The sequence below is a fragment of the Paenarthrobacter sp. 10L412 genome, assembly GCF_056395565.1.
This window is the reverse complement of record NZ_JBFTJT010000004.1, coordinates 195,578-212,118: the sequence shown is the minus strand read 5'-3', so window position 1 is coordinate 212,118 and position 16,541 is coordinate 195,578. Positions and strand designations below refer to the sequence as shown.

The 16,541-nt window shown below is 61.2% G+C and carries 16 protein-coding genes; 12 read left to right on the top strand and 4 right to left on the bottom strand.

What is annotated here, in order from left to right:
* The first annotated feature begins 2 nt into the window (after positions 1–2).
* From AC1DD7_RS06150 to pknB, 5 genes are read left to right on the top strand one after another with little or no spacing between them, the layout of a single operon-like run.
* Entirely contained in the window at positions 3–1,694 is a 1,692-nt protein-coding gene (locus tag AC1DD7_RS06150; protein WP_477514236.1) for a PP2C family protein-serine/threonine phosphatase, read from the top strand.
* On the top strand, positions 1,691–3,121 hold the full coding sequence (locus AC1DD7_RS06145) for an FtsW/RodA/SpoVE family cell cycle protein (protein ID WP_477514235.1): 1,431 nt from the start codon (positions 1,691–1,693) through the stop codon (positions 3,119–3,121). Before AC1DD7_RS06150 ends, AC1DD7_RS06145 begins: the two co-directional genes overlap by 4 nt.
* Positions 3,118–4,575 carry a penicillin-binding transpeptidase domain-containing protein gene (locus tag AC1DD7_RS06140; protein WP_477514234.1) on the top strand — a complete coding sequence of 486 codons (1,458 nt, stop codon included), beginning with the start codon at positions 3,118–3,120 and terminating at the stop codon, positions 4,573–4,575. Before AC1DD7_RS06145 ends, AC1DD7_RS06140 begins: the two co-directional genes overlap by 4 nt.
* The gene (locus AC1DD7_RS06135; RefSeq protein WP_477514233.1) at positions 4,572–6,422 is read left to right on the top strand and encodes a protein kinase domain-containing protein; all 1,851 of its coding nucleotides are present in this window, start codon (positions 4,572–4,574) and stop codon (positions 6,420–6,422) included. The genes AC1DD7_RS06140 and AC1DD7_RS06135 overlap by 4 nt, the downstream gene beginning before the upstream one ends.
* Positions 6,423–6,431: 9 nt before the next feature.
* Positions 6,432–8,333 (top strand): Stk1 family PASTA domain-containing Ser/Thr kinase, encoded by a 1,902-nt coding sequence (gene pknB / locus AC1DD7_RS06130; RefSeq protein ID WP_477514232.1) that lies wholly within the window; start codon positions 6,432–6,434, stop codon positions 8,331–8,333.
* Between the two features lie 25 nt (positions 8,334–8,358).
* Here pknB and AC1DD7_RS06125 read toward each other — a convergent pair whose 3' ends face one another.
* Together AC1DD7_RS06125 and AC1DD7_RS06120 are read right to left on the bottom strand one after the other, a co-directional pair.
* Positions 8,359–9,000, bottom strand: a complete 642-nt coding sequence (locus AC1DD7_RS06125; RefSeq protein WP_224094520.1) for an aminodeoxychorismate/anthranilate synthase component II — start codon at positions 8,998–9,000, stop codon at positions 8,359–8,361.
* Positions 9,001–9,170: 170 nt separating this feature from the next.
* Complete coding sequence (locus AC1DD7_RS06120; RefSeq protein ID WP_477514319.1) at positions 9,171–9,995, bottom strand: class E sortase; 825 nt, start codon at positions 9,993–9,995, stop codon at positions 9,171–9,173.
* A gap of 158 nt (positions 9,996–10,153) precedes the next feature.
* On the opposite strand from AC1DD7_RS06120, the gene AC1DD7_RS06115 reads away from it, so the two are divergent.
* The 7 genes from AC1DD7_RS06115 to AC1DD7_RS06085 all read left to right on the top strand — a co-directional run bounded on the left by AC1DD7_RS06115 (position 10,154) and on the right by AC1DD7_RS06085 (position 15,013).
* Positions 10,154–10,408 (top strand): cell division protein CrgA, encoded by a 255-nt coding sequence (locus AC1DD7_RS06115; RefSeq protein ID WP_216924354.1) that lies wholly within the window; start codon positions 10,154–10,156, stop codon positions 10,406–10,408.
* 45 nt (positions 10,409–10,453) lie between these two features.
* Positions 10,454–10,963: a methylated-DNA--[protein]-cysteine S-methyltransferase gene (locus tag AC1DD7_RS06110; RefSeq protein WP_477514231.1), complete on the top strand. Its 510-nt coding sequence runs from the start codon at positions 10,454–10,456 to the stop codon at positions 10,961–10,963.
* Positions 10,963–11,541 (top strand): RNA polymerase sigma factor, encoded by a 579-nt coding sequence (locus AC1DD7_RS06105; protein ID WP_477514230.1) that lies wholly within the window; start codon positions 10,963–10,965, stop codon positions 11,539–11,541. Before AC1DD7_RS06110 ends, AC1DD7_RS06105 begins: the two co-directional genes overlap by 1 nt.
* Positions 11,538–12,167: a methylated-DNA--[protein]-cysteine S-methyltransferase gene (locus AC1DD7_RS06100; RefSeq protein WP_477514229.1), complete on the top strand. Its 630-nt coding sequence runs from the start codon at positions 11,538–11,540 to the stop codon at positions 12,165–12,167. Before AC1DD7_RS06105 ends, AC1DD7_RS06100 begins: the two co-directional genes overlap by 4 nt.
* Entirely contained in the window at positions 12,164–12,880 is a 717-nt protein-coding gene (locus AC1DD7_RS06095; RefSeq protein WP_477514228.1) for an alpha-ketoglutarate-dependent dioxygenase AlkB family protein, read from the top strand. Before AC1DD7_RS06100 ends, AC1DD7_RS06095 begins: the two co-directional genes overlap by 4 nt.
* Positions 12,881–13,002: 122 nt before the next feature.
* Entirely contained in the window at positions 13,003–13,620 is a 618-nt protein-coding gene (locus AC1DD7_RS06090) for a DNA-3-methyladenine glycosylase I (protein WP_477514227.1), read from the top strand.
* A gap of 754 nt (positions 13,621–14,374) precedes the next feature.
* Positions 14,375–15,013, top strand: a complete 639-nt coding sequence (locus AC1DD7_RS06085; protein ID WP_477514226.1) for a GyrI-like domain-containing protein — start codon at positions 14,375–14,377, stop codon at positions 15,011–15,013.
* Here the strand turns inward: AC1DD7_RS06085 and AC1DD7_RS06080 are convergent.
* Both AC1DD7_RS06080 and AC1DD7_RS06075 read right to left on the bottom strand, forming a co-directional pair.
* Positions 15,000–15,854, bottom strand: a complete 855-nt coding sequence (locus AC1DD7_RS06080; protein WP_477514225.1) for a rhomboid family intramembrane serine protease — start codon at positions 15,852–15,854, stop codon at positions 15,000–15,002. The genes AC1DD7_RS06085 and AC1DD7_RS06080 overlap by 14 nt on opposite strands.
* A gap of 21 nt (positions 15,855–15,875) precedes the next feature.
* The gene (locus AC1DD7_RS06075; protein ID WP_431117362.1) at positions 15,876–16,418 is read right to left on the bottom strand and encodes a peptidylprolyl isomerase; all 543 of its coding nucleotides are present in this window, start codon (positions 16,416–16,418) and stop codon (positions 15,876–15,878) included.
* Between the last annotated feature and the right edge of the window lie 123 nt (positions 16,419–16,541).

Here is a 16,541-nt window from a genome sequence, read left to right as displayed (position 1 = left end):
CCATGGCCTCTCCCGAGACCCCGGAAGGCAAGGAAACGCCGGCGGAGCGCCCACTCATCATGCGCTACGCCGCGCGATCCGACGTCGGACGGATCCGCTCCAAGAATGACGACTCCGCGTATGTGGGCCGCCATCTTGCAGTCGTTGCCGATGGTATGGGGGGTCACGCGGGCGGAGACGTCGCGTCGGCCTCCACGGTGCTGGACATGATCCACCTCGATCATGATGACTACCCCGACGGCGCCGACACGATCCTCGCCGATGAGATCCAGACCGCCAATTCGCTCCTGTCTGAGCTGGTGCATCAGAATCCCAAGCTCTCCGGCATGGGCACCACCGTCACCGCCCTGCTCCTTGAGGGCCGCAAACTGCATTTCGCCCACATCGGCGACTCCCGGGCCTACCGCCTGCGGAACAAGAAGTTCGAGCAAGTCAGCATTGACCACACGTTCGTCCAACGCCTTATTGATGAAGGCCGGCTCCGCCCCGAAGAAGCCGAAACACATCCCCACAAAAACGTTCTGATGCGCGTCCTGGGTGACGTCGATGCCAGCCCTGAGCTGGACTTGGATGCCCTCGACGTCGAGCCGGGCGAACGCTGGTTGCTCTGTTCAGATGGCCTCAACTACGTGGCAGGGCACGTGGTGGAGCGCGTATTCCGGGAAACCAAGGACCTGCGGGAATGCGCGGAAATCCTGGTTAATCTCACGTTGGAAGCCGGCGCCCCGGACAACGTCACCGTGGTCGTGCTGGAGATTGTTGAGGAGACCGACGACGACGTCAACACGGCCGCCGTCGACGTCGTTCCTCCCGCGGCGCTTGCCGCGCTGGACGAGCCGGAATCATCTGCTGCAGATAAGCCGACGGAAGGTCCCTCCGCCACCAAGCCCGCAGACGCCAGTCCGGGCGAGCTTAAGGCAACAGCGCCCAATGATGGCAAGGTTGCCGATGCAGGTTCATCCTTCAGCAATGGCGACCCAACCGCGGAGAAGGCTGAGTCCGCTGACGAAGACGGAACCTCCAAAGAGCCGCCCACCACTACTGACCCCCACCTGGGTGAGCACCTTTCCGCTGAGGTCCTCCGCGAAGAGCTCGCCAGCCGTCCCCATGAGCTTGTGGGTGCCGCAGCTACAGCCGCCGAAACGGGATCAATCCCGACGGTCGCGGGCCGCACTGTTGCCCGACGCGCGGCTACGGTCCTGACGCACAAAGCCGAGCAGGACCGCTTGGAAGTCGAAGAACCGGCACGACGCCGCATTCGCTGGCTCATGCCCGCTGTTGCTGCTGTTGTTGTGCTCGGCGTCGTGGTGGGCCTATGGCTTGGCTACGCTTGGACGCAGACCCGCTATTACGTGGGCGAGTACGATTCCCGGGTAGCAATCTTCAACGGCATTTCGCAGCGGCTCGGACCCATCCAGCTGTCCCGGCTTGAGGCTGTTACTGACCTCCGTGTTGAGTCCCTTCCCGAGTACGGTCAACAGAGTGTTCGGCAGACCGTTCCCGCCGGTGACCTTGATGATGCCCAGCGTATTGTCGAGAACCTGAAGAACTACGGCAGTACGTCGGGAACCTGCCCCAGCACCACTCCTTCCCCCACTCCGTCAGCGACAACAAGTGTTCCAATTCCAAGTACAGCGGCCATTGCCAGCCCCACGCCTTCGCCCGTACCGACTCCCTGTGAGGCGGCAAAATGATCCAGACTGAGACCGCGCTCAAGCCGCGGCGCAATGTTGAGCTGGTGCTCATCCTGCTTGCGCTTGCCGTTGGCATCGGCGCCAGTGCTCTGGTGAGCATCAATTCCGAAAGTGGATTGGACAGCGACTTCTGGTTCCAATCGAGCCTGCTAGCAGTCGCTGCCTTTGCCTTCCACGTTGTCCTCAGGCTGCGCGCCAAGTATGCCGACCCGGTAATACTTCCGATCGTTGTTGCCTTGAACGGGCTCGGCCTCGCTTTGATCCACCGCATGGACGGGCCCGGGGACGATACCGGTAATAATCAGCTGCGCTGGACGCTTATTGCCATGGCGGTATCCATCGCTGTGATTTGGTTCCTCAAGGACCACCGCGTCTTGCGCCGGTTTACCTACATTTCCTTGGCAGCGAGTGCATTCCTTCTGATTTTGCCGCTCGTTCCCGGCATCTCTGCCGGTGAAGTACTGGGTGCGAGCGTGTGGATCAAGATCGGCCCGATGACGTTCCAGCCCGGTGAAATTGCCAAGATCACCCTGGCCATATTCTTTGCCGGGTATCTGTCCTCCAACCGGGATCTCATCCTGCTCGCCGGACGGAAAATCGGCCCCATGCAGTTCCCCCGGTTCAAAGACCTGGGTCCCATGATCACTGCCTGGTTGGTCAGCATTGGTGTCCTCGTATTCCAGCGCGACCTCGGATCGTCAGTCCTCTTCTTCGGCCTGTTCATTGTGATGATCTACGTCGCCACAAGCCGCATCTCATGGGTGGTGATCGGCCTGGCCCTGATCCTTGGCGGCGGCTTCATCGCTTCCAAGATCTTCTCGCACGTTGCCTTCAGGATCGACAGCTGGATCAACGCCTTCACTCCGGAGGTGTTTGGCAGGTCACCCGGTGGCAGTGGCCAGATCGTCCAGGGCTTGTTCGGCATGGCTGATGGCGGCCTGGTGGGCACGGGCCTTGGCCAAGGCAGGCCGGACCTGGTGCCCTTCGCCAACAGCGACATGATCGTGGCACTCATCGGTGAAGAACTCGGCCTCATTGGTCTGTTCGCCGTCGTGATGCTGTACCTGTTGCTTTTTACCCGCGGTTTCCGTGCCGCGCTGGGCACCCGGGATGCGTTCGGCAAGTTGCTGGCTTGCGGGCTCTCCTTCGCAATCGCACTCCAGTGCTTCGTGGTCATCGGAGGCGTCACCAGGCTTATCCCACTGACGGGCCTCACCACGCCGTTCCTGGCCGCCGGTGGATCCTCGCTTCTGGCCAACTGGATAATCGTCGGCCTCCTGCTCATGATCTCCAACACGGCCCGCGGGCCCATAGACACCACTCCGATGGTCAACAAACCTCCTGCAAGCAGCACCAACCCCGCCGCCCGCAAGTCGGCCGCCGTACCCACACCGGGCGCACCCACGGAAGCGGTGAAACACCCATGAACCAGGCAATTAGAAGTTCGTGGATGGCTGCCGTCGCCATGTTCGCGTTGATTTTCGGCGCCATCAGCTACGTGCAGGTCATTGGCGCTGACGACCTCAACGCCAATCCATGGAATCAGCGGGCCATCCTGGCAACGTTCTGCAACGACCGCGGGGCGATCATCGTCGCCGGTAAGCCGATTGCAGAGTCCGTTCCGGGAAACGAGTCCTGCGCGTTCCAACGCAAGTACACCCAGCCGGAACTTTATGCGGGCATCACCGGATACTTCTCCAGGGGTTTTGGTTCTACGGGGCTCGAGCAGTCCCTGAGTGACCAGTTGGCGGGCAACTCTGACCAGCTGTTCCTGGACCGCGTCAGCCAGATGTTCCTGGGCAATGAGCCCAAGGGCGCCTCCGTGGAACTGACACTGGATCCCGCCATCCAGCAGCTTGCCTACGGCCTCATTCCGGAGGGTCAGCGTGGCTCGATCGTGGTGACCAACCCGAAAACCGGCGCCATCCTGGCCATGGTTTCCAAGCCGTCCTACGACCCCAACCTGATCGCGACCCATGACACCGCTGCCGCAGCGGCCAATTACGCCGAGCTGAACAAGATTCCCGGCATCAACTTGAATCAGAACGTCAGCGGGCCCACAGGTAACTTGTTGTCGCCAGGCTCGGTGTTCAAGCTCGTCGATACTGCGGCGGCGCTGAATTCCGGCAAGTACAACAAGGACAGTGAACTGCCGAACCCCAGCAGCCTGCCCCTGCCTGGATCCAGTGCGAGCCTGCCCAACTACGCCGGCGGCAACTGCAACGTCCGTGAAACGGCAACGTTCTCCTTCGCCCTGGAACAGTCGTGCAACACACCCTTTGCGAGCATCGCGCTGGACCTGGGCCAGGACGCCATTCGGGAGCAGGCAGAGAAGTTCGGTTTCGGGGACACCTTCGGCGAGCAGCTCAAGCTCCAGCAGGCCGTCAGCGTCTTCCCGAAGGATCTGGACCAGGCGCAGCTGGCCCAGTCGTCAGTGGGTCAGCGCGACGTCAAGGCAACCCCGCTGCAGATCAACCTGATGACTGCGGCAATTGCCAACGGTGGTGTGCAGATGAAGCCCAACCTGGTCAAGACGGTTCGCGCTCCCGACCTCCGGGTAATCAGCGAGTTCAAGCCCGAGGCACTCCGTACAAGCACCACCCAACCCATCGCGAACCAGATCACCCAGTGGATGAGCAGCGCGGTCTCCAACGGCATCGCCAGCGGCGCTGCCGTCCCGGGAGTCCAGGTAGCCGGTAAAACCGGTACCGCCGAGCTCGGCGATTCAGGTTTGAACAACTCTTGGTTCACCGGGTTCGCCCCGGCGAACGATCCGCAAGTGGCCGTCACCATCGTCATGGAAGGTGTGGATGTGCTCACAGGCGCCAAGCTAACCAGTCCGAACGCAAAGAAGATTTTTGAGGCGGTGTTGAATAAGTGAGACCTACTTCGGGAATCACACTCGGCGGCAGGTTCCAGCTGACCAGTCGCATTGCGATTGGCGGCATGGGCGAGGTCTGGAAGGCCAAGGACCAGATCCTGGGCAGGATCGTTGCCATCAAGGTGCTCAAGGAGGAATACACCGGGGACCCCGGCTTCCTCCAGCGTTTCCGCGCTGAAGCCCGCCACACGGCACTCCTTAACCACGTGGGTATTGCCAACGTCTTCGATTACGGCGAAGAAGCCGGCTCTGCGTACCTGGTCATGGAACTGGTGCCCGGCCATCCGTTGAGCGGCATCCTTGAGCGCGAGCAGGTCCTGTCGCCTGACATGACCCTTTCGATCATCTCCCAGACGGCGCGCGCCCTGGCCGTGGCACATGCCCAGGGCCTGGTCCACCGCGACATCAAGCCGGGCAACCTCCTGATCACGCCTGACAACCGCGTCAAGGTCACCGACTTCGGTATCGCCCGCCTGGCTGACCAGGTGCCGCTGACCCAGACCGGCCAGGTCATGGGCACCGCCCAGTACCTCGCTCCCGAGCAGGCAACAGGACAAACTGCCACTGGTTCGTCTGACATCTACTCGCTGGGCGTCATCGGCTACGAATGCCTCACCGGCCACCGTCCGTTCTCCGGTGAATCGCAGATCGCCATTGCCCTTGCACAGGTCAATGATGCTCCACCACCGCTTCCGGAGACGCTGCCTACTCCGGTGCGTGCCCTCCTGATGTCCATGCTCGCCAAGGATCCCAAGAACCGTCCAGCCAACGCCATCAAGCTGGCTGAGGCCGCCGAGGCTATCCGCAACGGCGATATCACCACTGCCCACGCCGCGGTGCCGGGAATGCTTCTCTTCGAAGCCGCTACTGGACCCATCACGGCACCTGTCAATACCGCTACGGCCCCCACCGGCGTCGTTACCTCGCCGTTTGGCAAGGAGCACACCGCGACGTCGACTTCCGCACTTCCGGTAATCGGCGCCACCGCCGCTATTGGAGGCGCAGCCGGGGCTGCCCTTGGAGCTGCCGGCGCTTCCGCCGACAACCCTTTGTCGCGGGCGAATGCACTTGAGGCAGAGCGGCAGCTGAACGACGACGAAGAAGTTATCTACAGCGATGACGACAACTACGACGACGTCGAACCGGAGCGTAAGAAGCGCAGCCCGTGGACCTGGCCACTCGTTGCCCTGATCCTGCTGGTGCTCTTCGCACTGGTTGGTTTCCTGATTTCACAGTCGGGCTTCTTCTCCCCGAATCCCGGTCCGAGCGAGTCCACATCTGCAAGCCCAAGCCGGAGCGCAAGTCCAACGTCGCAATCGGCCACCCCAACACAGACGTCCCAGGCCCCCTCACCCACACCGACGCAGTCCACTCCCCAGAAGATCAACCTGATCCCTGAGGAGTATCTTGGACAACCCTTTGAGACTGTCCGCAGTCAGCTTGTTGGATTGGGCCTGCAGGTAAACGGGCAGGAAGTATTCAACACTGCCGCGGTGGGCACGGTAACTGACCTTAACCCCACCGGTCCTGTTGATCCAGGGGAAGTTATCACTGTCCAGTACTCCAAGGGTCCGGAAATGGTGTCCGTGCCCAGCATCGGTGTCGGCCTCAGCGAGGACGAGGTCCGCGGACTGATCGAAGCAGCGAACCTGCGGTGGGTCCCGGGCGATCCCGTGAATGGTGCCGTTGGCCAGAAACCAGGGACCTTCGTACGGTCCGAGCCAGCCCCTGGAACAAAGGTTGCCGCTGGTTCGGTAGTCACATACCACCTGTCCAAGTCGCTTGTACCGAGCAATCCGACGTCCCCGAGCGCCAGCCCCAGCGGCTCCGGCAGCCCGAGCAATTAAGTAGCCGCCATGTCTACGCCACGGCCCGGTCCAGCGCACCGAGAGGAGAGCACACCTGTCTCTTCGCAGCGCATCCTCAATGGTCGCTACGAACTCGGTGACCTGATCGGCCGTGGTGGCATGGCAGACGTCTACCGTGGGTCAGATACGCTGCTGGGGCGCACCATTGCCGTCAAAGTCCTGCGCGCTGACCTGGCCCGCGATCCCCAGTTCCAGGCCCGTTTCAAACGCGAGGCCCAGGCTGTCGCGGCACTGAACCACCCTTCCATCGTGGCCATCTTCGATACTGGTGAGTACTCTGTCCCGGGCGGACCGGGTGAGGACGTGCGTGTCCCATACATCGTGATGGAGTTCGTCGCAGGACGGACCCTGCGGGACATGATCAAAGCGCACGAACTCGGTGTTGAAGACTCCATCGGCTACACCCTTGGCGTCCTCGCGGCGCTGGAGTACAGCCACCGGGCGGGCATTGTGCACCGCGATATCAAGCCGGCCAACGTCATGGTCTGTGCTGATACCGGGGACGTCAAGGTCATGGACTTTGGCATCGCCCGCGCCATGGCTGACTCCGCTGCCACCATGACGCAGACGCAGGCTGTGGTGGGAACAGCCCAATATCTTTCCCCCGAACAAGCACGGGGCGAGACCGTTGATGCCCGCAGTGATCTCTACTCTGCCGGCTGCCTTCTGTATGAACTGCTTACCAGCCGGCCACCATTCGTAGGCGACAGCCCGGTTTCAGTGGCCTACCAGCACGTCCGGGAGACGCCAGACCTTCCCAGCGTCCATAACCCCGAAGTTTCCGAGGCTTTGGATTCCGTCCTTGCCAAGGCCCTGCAAAAGAGCCGGTCGGACCGATTCCAGGATGCGGCTGCTTTCCGGCGGGCACTCAGGGCCGCGAGCAATGGCATCCCCGTACCCGCTCTTCCCGCCAGCGAGGCACCCACCGATCCGAACGACCTCATTTCATCCGAAGACCCGGACACGCAGCTCTTGAGCGCAACAGCCGTTGGATTCCTGGATGTCGAGCACTACAAGGACGTCCCCCAGGATCCCATGGAGGAACCGCTGGACGAACCGCTTCCCTTGGACCTCCCACCCGAACGTGAGCGGACCGCGCGCCAGAAGTCCCGGCGTCGGACTTGGGCGGCGACACTGGCAATCTTCACTATCCTTGTTCTCGCAGGCGCCGGATTCTGGATCTACAGCCTCGTCAACGCGCCCCCCGCGACACCGGCCAAGGTGGCGGTTCCCTCGGTGACCAACATGTCGGAGTCCCAGGCGCTGCAAGAGCTCTACTCCGCAAAGCTGGTCCCCAAAACGGCACGTGTGGCCAGTGACAAGATTGCCAAGGACATGGCGATCGGCACGGCACCCAGTGCGGGCTCAATGCTTGAACAGAACGCCGAAGTCATCCTCAACATCTCCAGCGGTCCCAGCTCGGTAACTATCCCTGCAGACATTGTGGGCCGCACAGAGTCAGATGCCCGCGACACCCTCCGGCGCCTGGGAATCACGGGCAACATCTCCAGCGTGAGAACGCATAGCCCCACCGTTCCGATCGGACTCGTCATCACCACGGGTCCAGCCCCGGGGGCGCCCATAGCCGCAGGTTCCAACGTTGAGCTGCAGGTCTCCTCCGGCAAAGTGCTGATGCCCCAACTGATCGGTCTTGCCCAGTCGGAAGCCGAAGCGCTGCTGAAGGAGAACGGCCTCGTCATGACCGTGGTGGAGCAGGAAAATTCCCAGGTGACCCCCGGCAAGGTCACGGCGCAAAGCGAAACCTTCAATACTGAAGTGGACCAGGGCAAGACAGTAACGGTAACGGTAGCCAAAGCCCCGGCTCCGACTCCTACACCTACGCCAACAGATACCTCGAGCCCCAAGCCGACGCCCACCAAGCGGGACTAATCAGTCGCCGCCCCCTGGCTACACCTCAGTGCTGGATCAGCGGGCTCAGCTTCGAAGCACGTTCCGCGGCGCCGGTCATGCCGAGGGACTCCAGCCAGTTGCCCAGCATCTGGTAGCCGCCCTCGGTGAGGACTGATTCCGGGTGGAACTGCACACCGCAGAGGGGAGCGGTCTTGTGTTGCAGGCCCATGACCACACCGTTGGTGGTCTCGGCTGTGATCTCCAGGACGTCCGGAATCGAGTCGCGAACCGCAGCGAGTGAGTGGTAGCGCGTAGCCGTCACAGGCGACGGAAGCCCGACAAAGACGCTCTTGCCTTCGTGCTGCACAGGCGAGGTTTTGCCGTGCATCAGCTCAGGCGCATGGGTGACCACGCCGCCATAAGCTTCGGCAAGGGCTTGGTGGCCAAGGCACACTCCGAACATAGGCTTGGCGGCCTCGCCACACCACTTGATGAGGTCGATGCAAACACCAGCTTCTGCCGGCGTTCCTGGACCGGGAGAGATGAGGACTCCATCACGGGCTGCGGCAAGCTCTTTGGCTTCTGCGAGTGTCACGTCGTCATTTCGGACCACGGTTGTCTCGGCGCCGAGTTCTTGCAGGTAGCCCACCAGGGTGTAAACGAAGCTGTCGTAGTTGTCCACGACGAGGATTTTTGTTGAGCTCATGGCTGCTGCACTAAACCAATCGTTGAGTCGGTCAAAGAAGTGAATTGGGAGAACCACGGGAAGAGGAACTCCACCATCAGGACGAGGGCTACGGCCACAAGCGCCACCGATGTCAGTATCCGCACCCACAAGGGGCCGGGCAAATTCCTGAAGATCCAGGCGTACATCCGTTACCCCTTTCCTTGGGCTTGGGCTACTTGGGCGGCGATTTCCGACGGCGGTCCCGCCGAGGCCGGTCGCCACCCCTCAAGGACGGAGTAGGCGATGATGCGTTCCTGGGATCCGAAGCGCGGGTTGCAACTGGTCATGGTCAGGATGCTTTCACGGGGCGTGACTCCGGGTTGGGTGGGGACCGGCATCAGGACGTCGGTTTGGCTGGGCAACACAATCTGGTTGTTGCGGAAGACATAGGTGTAATAGCCGTCTGGCGTCTGGACGTAGATTTTGTCACCGGGGACCAGTGTGTGGATGTTATCCAGTACAGCGCCGTGGGTCTGCCGGTGTCCCGCGACGGCAAAATTGCCCAGGGCTCCGGGCATGCTGGTGTTTCCGTAGTGTCCCAGGCCCAGTGTGTCCAGGACCTCCTGGTCTGTTCCCTCGATAATGGGCCGCGTGTAGTCCGGACCGAATCGCGGGATGTACATGATCCCGATCGTTTTCCCATGCGCAGGAGCTGTCCCGACGACGGGCGGGCCGTGGTCCGTAGCCTGGCTGGCAGCCGGTGTCACCGGTCCCGCAAATTCCTGTGCAAAACTCTTCACGGCTTCGGTCTGCTTGGCGTCGGCCTCCACGTTGGTCCACCACAGCTCCCAGCCCACAAAAAGCAGGAGGACAATGCCTGCGGTGATGAGCAACTCGCCCAGTACCTGGCTGATTTTGCGCATAACGTCCGAGGCTCTGAGCCGGGCGCGGGGAGGTTTTCGCTGCGTCCCGCGGGCGGACGGCACGGCTGCAGCCGCCGTCGTCTGCTGGTCCGCCACAGGGTCTCCTCGTATAGGGCGCGGGCGGCGCTGGCCTACCCCGGTTGCGGCTAGACTTGACAGCTAGTAACAACCCGGAGCACCGCGTGGCCGTTGACCGCTGGATTTTTTCCTTCCTGCAGGATACCAAGGCCGGCAGCATCGGGTTTCAATCGAACAGCCAAGGAGGATCCGTGCCCGAGTCCAAGCCCCGCAAGCGGCCTGCCCGTCAGGCCCAGCAGACTTCCGCCGCGCAGCAGTACAAGCCGAATCCCGTTTGGTACAAGCCGGTCATGTTTGGCCTCATGATCATTGGACTGATCTGGATCATCACGTTCTATATCACCGAGGGCCGGTTCCCCGTTCAGGAATGGGCTTCGTGGAACATCGTGGCTGGGTTCGGCATCGCAATCGTCGGATTCCTCATGACCACGCGCTGGCGCGCCTAGGAATCCCACACCTCACATTTCGGTGCCCGCGAACGTCTACAGGATATGAACACCAGGCACACCACCATGGATTCCCCGCTGGGGCAGCTGACGCTGACTGCCCGCGGGGAGTTTTTGACGGGCATCTTTTACGAAGGCCATTGGCACATGCCTCCGCCGGACTACTTTGGAGTCCCGGCAGGAATCGAGGAACCACTCTTCGATCAGACCCGCGGCGAACTCGGCGAGTACCTCGAAGGTAAGCGCACCGACTTCCACGTTCCCTTTGAAGCCCGGGGCAATGCCTTCCAAGAGAAGGTCTGGGAGCGGCTCCAACACATTCCTTTTGGGGAAACCATCAGCTACGGTGAACTGGCTCTCGAGATGGGCGATCCCCACCTGGCCCAGGCTGTCGGGTCCGCAGTGGGGCGAAACCCCATCAGCATCATCATCCCGTGCCACCGCGTGGTGGGGCGCAACGGGCAACTCACCGGCTACGCGGGTGGCCTGCGCAACAAGCGCTTCCTCCTCGAGCTCGAAGAGCCTGCCGCCGTGAAAGAGAGCAAGCTCTTCTGATGCAGCGCCGGCAGCCGGCCCACACCAAGAGGCCGTTCGAAGCAGTCGTCCAGGAACATGGCGGCACTGTGCTCCGGGTGTGCCGTGCAGTGGTGGGCCTTCACGATGCCGACGACGCCTGGTCCGAAACCTTTCTTGCGGCTTTGCAGGCTTATGGCGCCCTCCCTGCGGATGCCAACCTTGAGGCCTGGCTCGTCACTATTGCGCATCGGAAATGCATCGACCTCATCCGTTCCAGTAGTCGGCGCGCTTTGCCTGTCGATCAGCCACCCGAGCGGCCTTCGAAGATTGGCATTCCGGGTGACAACCAAGCGGAGCTACTCAACGCCGTCGGGCAGTTGCCACCTAAACAACGCCAGGCAGTGGCCTACCACTATTTGGCGGGCCTCCCATATCGGGACATTGCGTCACTTCTGGGCGGGACACCAGATGCCGCACGACGTGCGGGATCCGACGGTGTGAAAGCCCTCCGTTCTCTGCTCCGCGAAGAGCCCGAATCCGTCCGAGCGTTCCTGGTTCATTCCACGTCCGCGACTACGTCATCCGTCCCAGCATCGGCGAAAGGAGAAATCCGATGACTCTTGAATCCCTTTCGGACCGCGCCGCGGTTGCCACACTCCTTCAACCCCTCGACGCCGGAATCGAACCTGCCCTGGCCAGCCTCCACGCGCGACTTGTCCGCTCTGCACAGGAAAGCCATTCCCTGGACATCGCCTACACAGTGGTGGACTCTCCTGTGGGCAAGCTGCTTTTGGCGGCTACGGAGCAAGGCGTGATGCGGGTAGCGTTCGAGCGTGAAAACCACGAGGCCGTATTAGAGTTGTTGGCCAACACTGTGAGTCCCCGCATCCTGTATGCACCTTCACAACTTGAGGCCGCTGCCCGCCAATTGGACGAGTACTTCAGCGGCACCCGTAAGGATTTCAGCCTTCCCTTGGATTTCCAGCTCGCACGCGGGTTCCGCCTGAACGTCCTTCACCACTTGCCGCAGATCGCCTACGGCAGGACTGAAAGTTACGCACAGGTGGCTCAGGCCGCCGGCAGCCCCAAAGCTGTGCGCGCCGTTGGAACCGCCTGCGCTACCAACCCGCTGCCGGTCATCGTTCCTTGCCACCGCGTGGTGAAGTCCGACGGCACTTTTGGCGGTTACCTCGGTGGAACCGAAGCGAAACGAAGGCTCCTTACGCTTGAGGCTGCAGCATGAGCGAGGACGCCCTGTTTCCGTTGACACTTATCCAACCTGACACCCACGACGCCGCCCCTCGGGTTATAGCTCCAGGCGCCGTGCACGTGCCGGGCTGGCTCAGCCTGGAGCAGCAGAGGTGGATCGTGCAACGCTTTGGCGACTGGACGCACGGGCCGGTGCCCCTCCGGGCAGCAACATTGCCGGGAGGGCATCAGATGTCTGTCCGGACCCTTTGCCTTGGCTGGCATTGGCAGCCCTACCGCTACACGCGGGAAGCTACGGATGTAAACGGCCAGCCGGTACTCGAGTTCCCGGAGTGGATGGTTCGCATGGGCAGGAAGGCCGTATCCGATGCTTACTCCTCCGGGCTGGAAGGCAACGAGGCCCTCGCCGAGCTCGCTGGCAATTACACACCCGATGCAGCACTGGTGAACTTCTACGATCGCGGCGCCGCCATGGGGATGCATCAGGACAAAGATGAACGTTCCGATGCTCCGGTAGTGTCCCTCAGCATCGGGGAGACGTGCCTCTTCCGCTTCGGCAACACCCAGACGCGAACCAAGCCATATACGGACGTCGAACTCCGATCGGGAGACCTTTTCGTTTTCGGCGGAGCATCAAGGTTCGCGTATCACGGCATCCCAAAGGTCCTCCCCGGAACCTGCCCGGAAGGATGCGGGCTCTCCCATGGACGAATCAACATCACCATGCGTGTCACCGGATTGTCCTAGGGACCGGATCGCAGCGGCAAAATGTCCCAGGCAACGGGCAAAATGTCACAGCCAACGGGCAGAATGTCCCTAAAGGCAAGAGCAAGGGTTGGCGTCCGCGGGACGGCCGCAGAGGAGCGTTCATGACCACGGAAGAAACCGGCATCATCATCGGCCAGGATGGCCTGGCGCGGCCGCTGTGGGCTGCCTCGGATCCCCTGATGCAGGCTTACTACGATCACGAGTGGGGCATGCCGGTCCGGGACGAGCAAGGAATGTATGAGCGCATCAGTCTCGAGGCCTTCCAAGCCGGCCTGTCATGGGCAACCATCCTTCGGAAGCGGGATGCCTTCCGGAAGGCTTTCCTGGATTTTCACCCTGAAAGCGTCGCTGCTTTCACGGGCGCGGACGTCGAGCGGCTCATGCTGGACGCAGGCATCGTCCGGAACCGCCTGAAGATCCAGGCAGCCATCACCAACGCCAAGGCCACCATCGCCCTGAGGGCAGAGGGCGGCTTGGTGGACTTCGTGTGGTCCTTCAAGCCGGAAACCACCCCTGCGCCCCGGTCCTACGCAGAAATCCCCACTACGTCGCCCGAATCCGTTGCTCTGTCCAAGGCGCTCCGCAAGAAGGGCTTCGCGTTCGTTGGCCCCACCACCATGTATGCCCTCATGGAAGCCGTGGGGATCATCGATACCCACTTGGTTGATAGCCACAGGCGGGGTACGTCCGGCGTTTGGCTGGAGCAAGGTCAGAAGTAGGGCTTCGGCCTTCCCACAGACGCCCACAGTCCTTTTCCACAGAAGTGCGTAACTTTTTCCACAGGCGTGGATAAGTTCTGTGGACATCCACGCACTTTCCCTGGAATCCCCCGCCGCAGTGCTGATCCTGGACGCAGGACCGACAGGTGGGAGTTATGCCCACTGTGCATTCCGCTGTGGATAGTGGCCGTTTCTTCATTGAACGTTCACCGGCGGAGCATTGCTGGATTTACTCACCAGCGTTTTCACCGACGAGCCGGAGCCAAAATCATCTCAGACCGGGCCTTGCTCCCTCAGTGATCACCTTCACGAGCTTCGCGGCCTGGGGAGTTACCCACTTAACAACAACCCCCTACCCACAAGTTATCCACAGGTGGGGAAAACTTGTGGGTTTCCCATGCTGGATCCGCGCGCTTGCGGTCAAAAAGGAACCGCAATTGTCCTGAACTACACGCGTGTAAGTTATTAACATTGTTGATAAGCCTGTTGATAGAGGCCCCTCCACAGCATCATTAACAGCTTTATCCACAACTGGTCCAGAAATGGCTTGGTTGTCCACAAACCAGACAGGTTCGGGGACAAAGTTATCCACAGATGTGGATGAACCCATGCCTTTCCGGGGATATCTACCGTCCTGACAAGCCGCACAGCACTCTGACGAGCTAACTACACGGATGTAAGTTACACACACTGTGGACAACGGCTGTGGATAACGTCATCAACGCCGACAGTAGGGGAGTGGGATTACTTGCCGATGAAAATCGACTTCAAAAAGCAGATCGAAACGTACAACGCTTCACATGGCAGGTTTTCCGTGGTGACGGTTCCAGCCCTGCAGTTCCTCATGATCGACGGCCATGGTGATCCAAACACCTCCCAGGACTACAAGGACGCGCTGACCACCATCTATCCGGTCGCTTACAGGATGAAGTTCTTCAGCAAACAGGAGTTGGGGCGCGACTACACGGTGATGCCGCTGGAAGGGCTCTGGTGGGCGGACGACCTGGATACCTTCACAAGCGCCAGGGATAAATCATGCTGGGATTGGACCCTCATGATTATGGTCCCTGATTGGCTCACCCAAGACCATTTCGAGGAAGCGCGTCAGATCGTAGGCAAAAAAGACCAAGTGCCGGCAATTGACGGTGTTCGGTTGGAAACACTCGATGAAGGGCTCAGCGTCCAAACCCTCCATATCGGCCCCTACGATGACGAGGGTCCAGTGCTCGCGGAAATGCACACCAGCTTCATTCCCGGGGAGTCATTGATGATGTTGGGGAAGCATCACGAGATCTACCTCAGCGACCCACGTCGTACCGCACCGGAGAAACTCAGGACGATACTGCGGCAACCGGTCGCGGTTGCAGGAAGCGCCAGAGCTAGCCGGCAGTGATGCGGAACCACGCGACCACGGCCAAAAGGCCTGCCACGAGGATGAGTCCGCCTGCTTGCAGCAGGGCCTGGTTCTTGCCCCGCGGCGCATAGGCGATGGCGGCGGCAGCGAGGCCGCCGGTGATCAGGCCACCTAAGTGGGCTTGCCAGGCAATGCTGGGAACAAAGAAACCAATGGCGCCATTGATCGCAATGAGGATCCACAGTTGTTTGGTTTCACCGCCGCGATGACGCTGCACTACGAGCATGGCACCGAACAGACCGAAGATGGCGCCGGAAGCTCCCACAACGCCAACCACGGGAAACGTGGGAGTCAACAAGAGGTAGCCCACGGATCCGCCAACGGCGGAGAGCAGGTACACGGCCAGGAACCGGATCCGCCCGAGCAAAGGCTCAAGGGCTTGTCCGAAAATCCATAGCGTGTACATGTTCAGGACGATGTGCAGCAGGAACCCTTGCGAATGAAGGAAGGCCGCAGTAAGCATCCGCCAAGGCTCGCTGGCAGCTGCATAATTTGCGAATGCAAAATTCTGGAATACAGCGTCGCCAGGAACAATCCATTGAAGGACGTAAACCAGCACGCACAACCCGATGATCGCAAACGTCACCAAAGGCCGGCCGGTTGCCAAGGCACCGCCATAGGGAGAGCGGTAGCTCGGCGTCGTACGTTTTTGTTCGTTGACGCAATCGACGCATTGGAACCCGACGGCGGCCGCCCGCTGGCACTCGGGGCACGCGGGGCGCCCGCAGCGCTGGCACCGCACGTAGGAGGGCCTGTCCGGGTGCCGTGGGCACACCGGAATTGTGGCGGACGGCTCTGCCGACGGGATTCCGTAGCTCATGGGCTCTGATTCAGCCTGTTGTTAGAGCTGTTCGATGTCGATGCTGTTGATGACGACGTCCTCAACGGGGCGGTCGCCCATGCCAGTGCGGACGCCCTCAATGGCGTCAACAACCTTGCGGGATTCCTCGTCAGCTACTTCACCGAAGATGCTGTGCTTGCCGAACAGCCAGTCGGTGTTGACCGTAGTGATGAAGAACTGTGACCCGTTGGTGCCCTTGCCCATCTGGATACCGGCGTTGGCCATGGCCAGCTTGTACGGAGCGTTGAAGGTCAGCTCGGGGTGGATTTCGTCGTCGAACTTGTAGCCCGGTCCGCCAACACCGCGGCCCAGCGGATCGCCGGCCTGGATCATGAAGTCCTTGATGATGCGGTGGAAGATGGTGCCGTTGTAAAGGGGCGTGCCGGTCTTGTCTTCGCCGGTTTCCGGGTGCGTCCAGGACTTTTCGCCCGTGGCCAGGCCAATGAAGTTGGCGACCGTCTTGGGGGCGTGGTTGCCGAAGAGGTCAACCTTGATGTCGCCGAGGCTCGTGTGGATCGTTGCTTTTGCGGTTGCGATGGTCATGGCCCCATTCTTTCATGCAGGGTCAACGCCGGTGTGGCTGTAAAGCCGGTTCCGCGCTCGGTGAAATCCGGGAAGAATCCTGCAGATGAATAGCCGGTGTTCCTCAAGGCACGTAGGCTAACT

Coding starts and splice junctions, on each gene's coding strand:
- AC1DD7_RS06150 (WP_477514236.1), top strand. CDS start 3: ATGGCCTCTCCCGAGACCCCGGAAGGCAAGGAAACGCCGGCGGAGCGC.
- AC1DD7_RS06145 (WP_477514235.1), top strand. CDS start 1,691: ATGATCCAGACTGAGACCGCGCTCAAGCCGCGGCGCAATGTTGAGCTG.
- AC1DD7_RS06140 (WP_477514234.1), top strand. CDS start 3,118: ATGAACCAGGCAATTAGAAGTTCGTGGATGGCTGCCGTCGCCATGTTC.
- pknB (WP_477514232.1), top strand. CDS start 6,432: ATGTCTACGCCACGGCCCGGTCCAGCGCACCGAGAGGAGAGCACACCT.
- AC1DD7_RS06125 (WP_224094520.1), bottom strand. CDS start 9,000: ATGAGCTCAACAAAAATCCTCGTCGTGGACAACTACGACAGCTTCGTT.
- AC1DD7_RS06110 (WP_477514231.1), top strand. CDS start 10,454: ATGAACACCAGGCACACCACCATGGATTCCCCGCTGGGGCAGCTGACG.
- AC1DD7_RS06105 (WP_477514230.1), top strand. CDS start 10,963: ATGCAGCGCCGGCAGCCGGCCCACACCAAGAGGCCGTTCGAAGCAGTC.
- AC1DD7_RS06100 (WP_477514229.1), top strand. CDS start 11,538: ATGACTCTTGAATCCCTTTCGGACCGCGCCGCGGTTGCCACACTCCTT.
- AC1DD7_RS06095 (WP_477514228.1), top strand. CDS start 12,164: ATGAGCGAGGACGCCCTGTTTCCGTTGACACTTATCCAACCTGACACC.
- AC1DD7_RS06090 (WP_477514227.1), top strand. CDS start 13,003: ATGACCACGGAAGAAACCGGCATCATCATCGGCCAGGATGGCCTGGCG.
- AC1DD7_RS06085 (WP_477514226.1), top strand. CDS start 14,375: ATGAAAATCGACTTCAAAAAGCAGATCGAAACGTACAACGCTTCACAT.
- AC1DD7_RS06080 (WP_477514225.1), bottom strand. CDS start 15,854: ATGAGCTACGGAATCCCGTCGGCAGAGCCGTCCGCCACAATTCCGGTG.
- AC1DD7_RS06075 (WP_431117362.1), bottom strand. CDS start 16,418: ATGACCATCGCAACCGCAAAAGCAACGATCCACACGAGCCTCGGCGAC.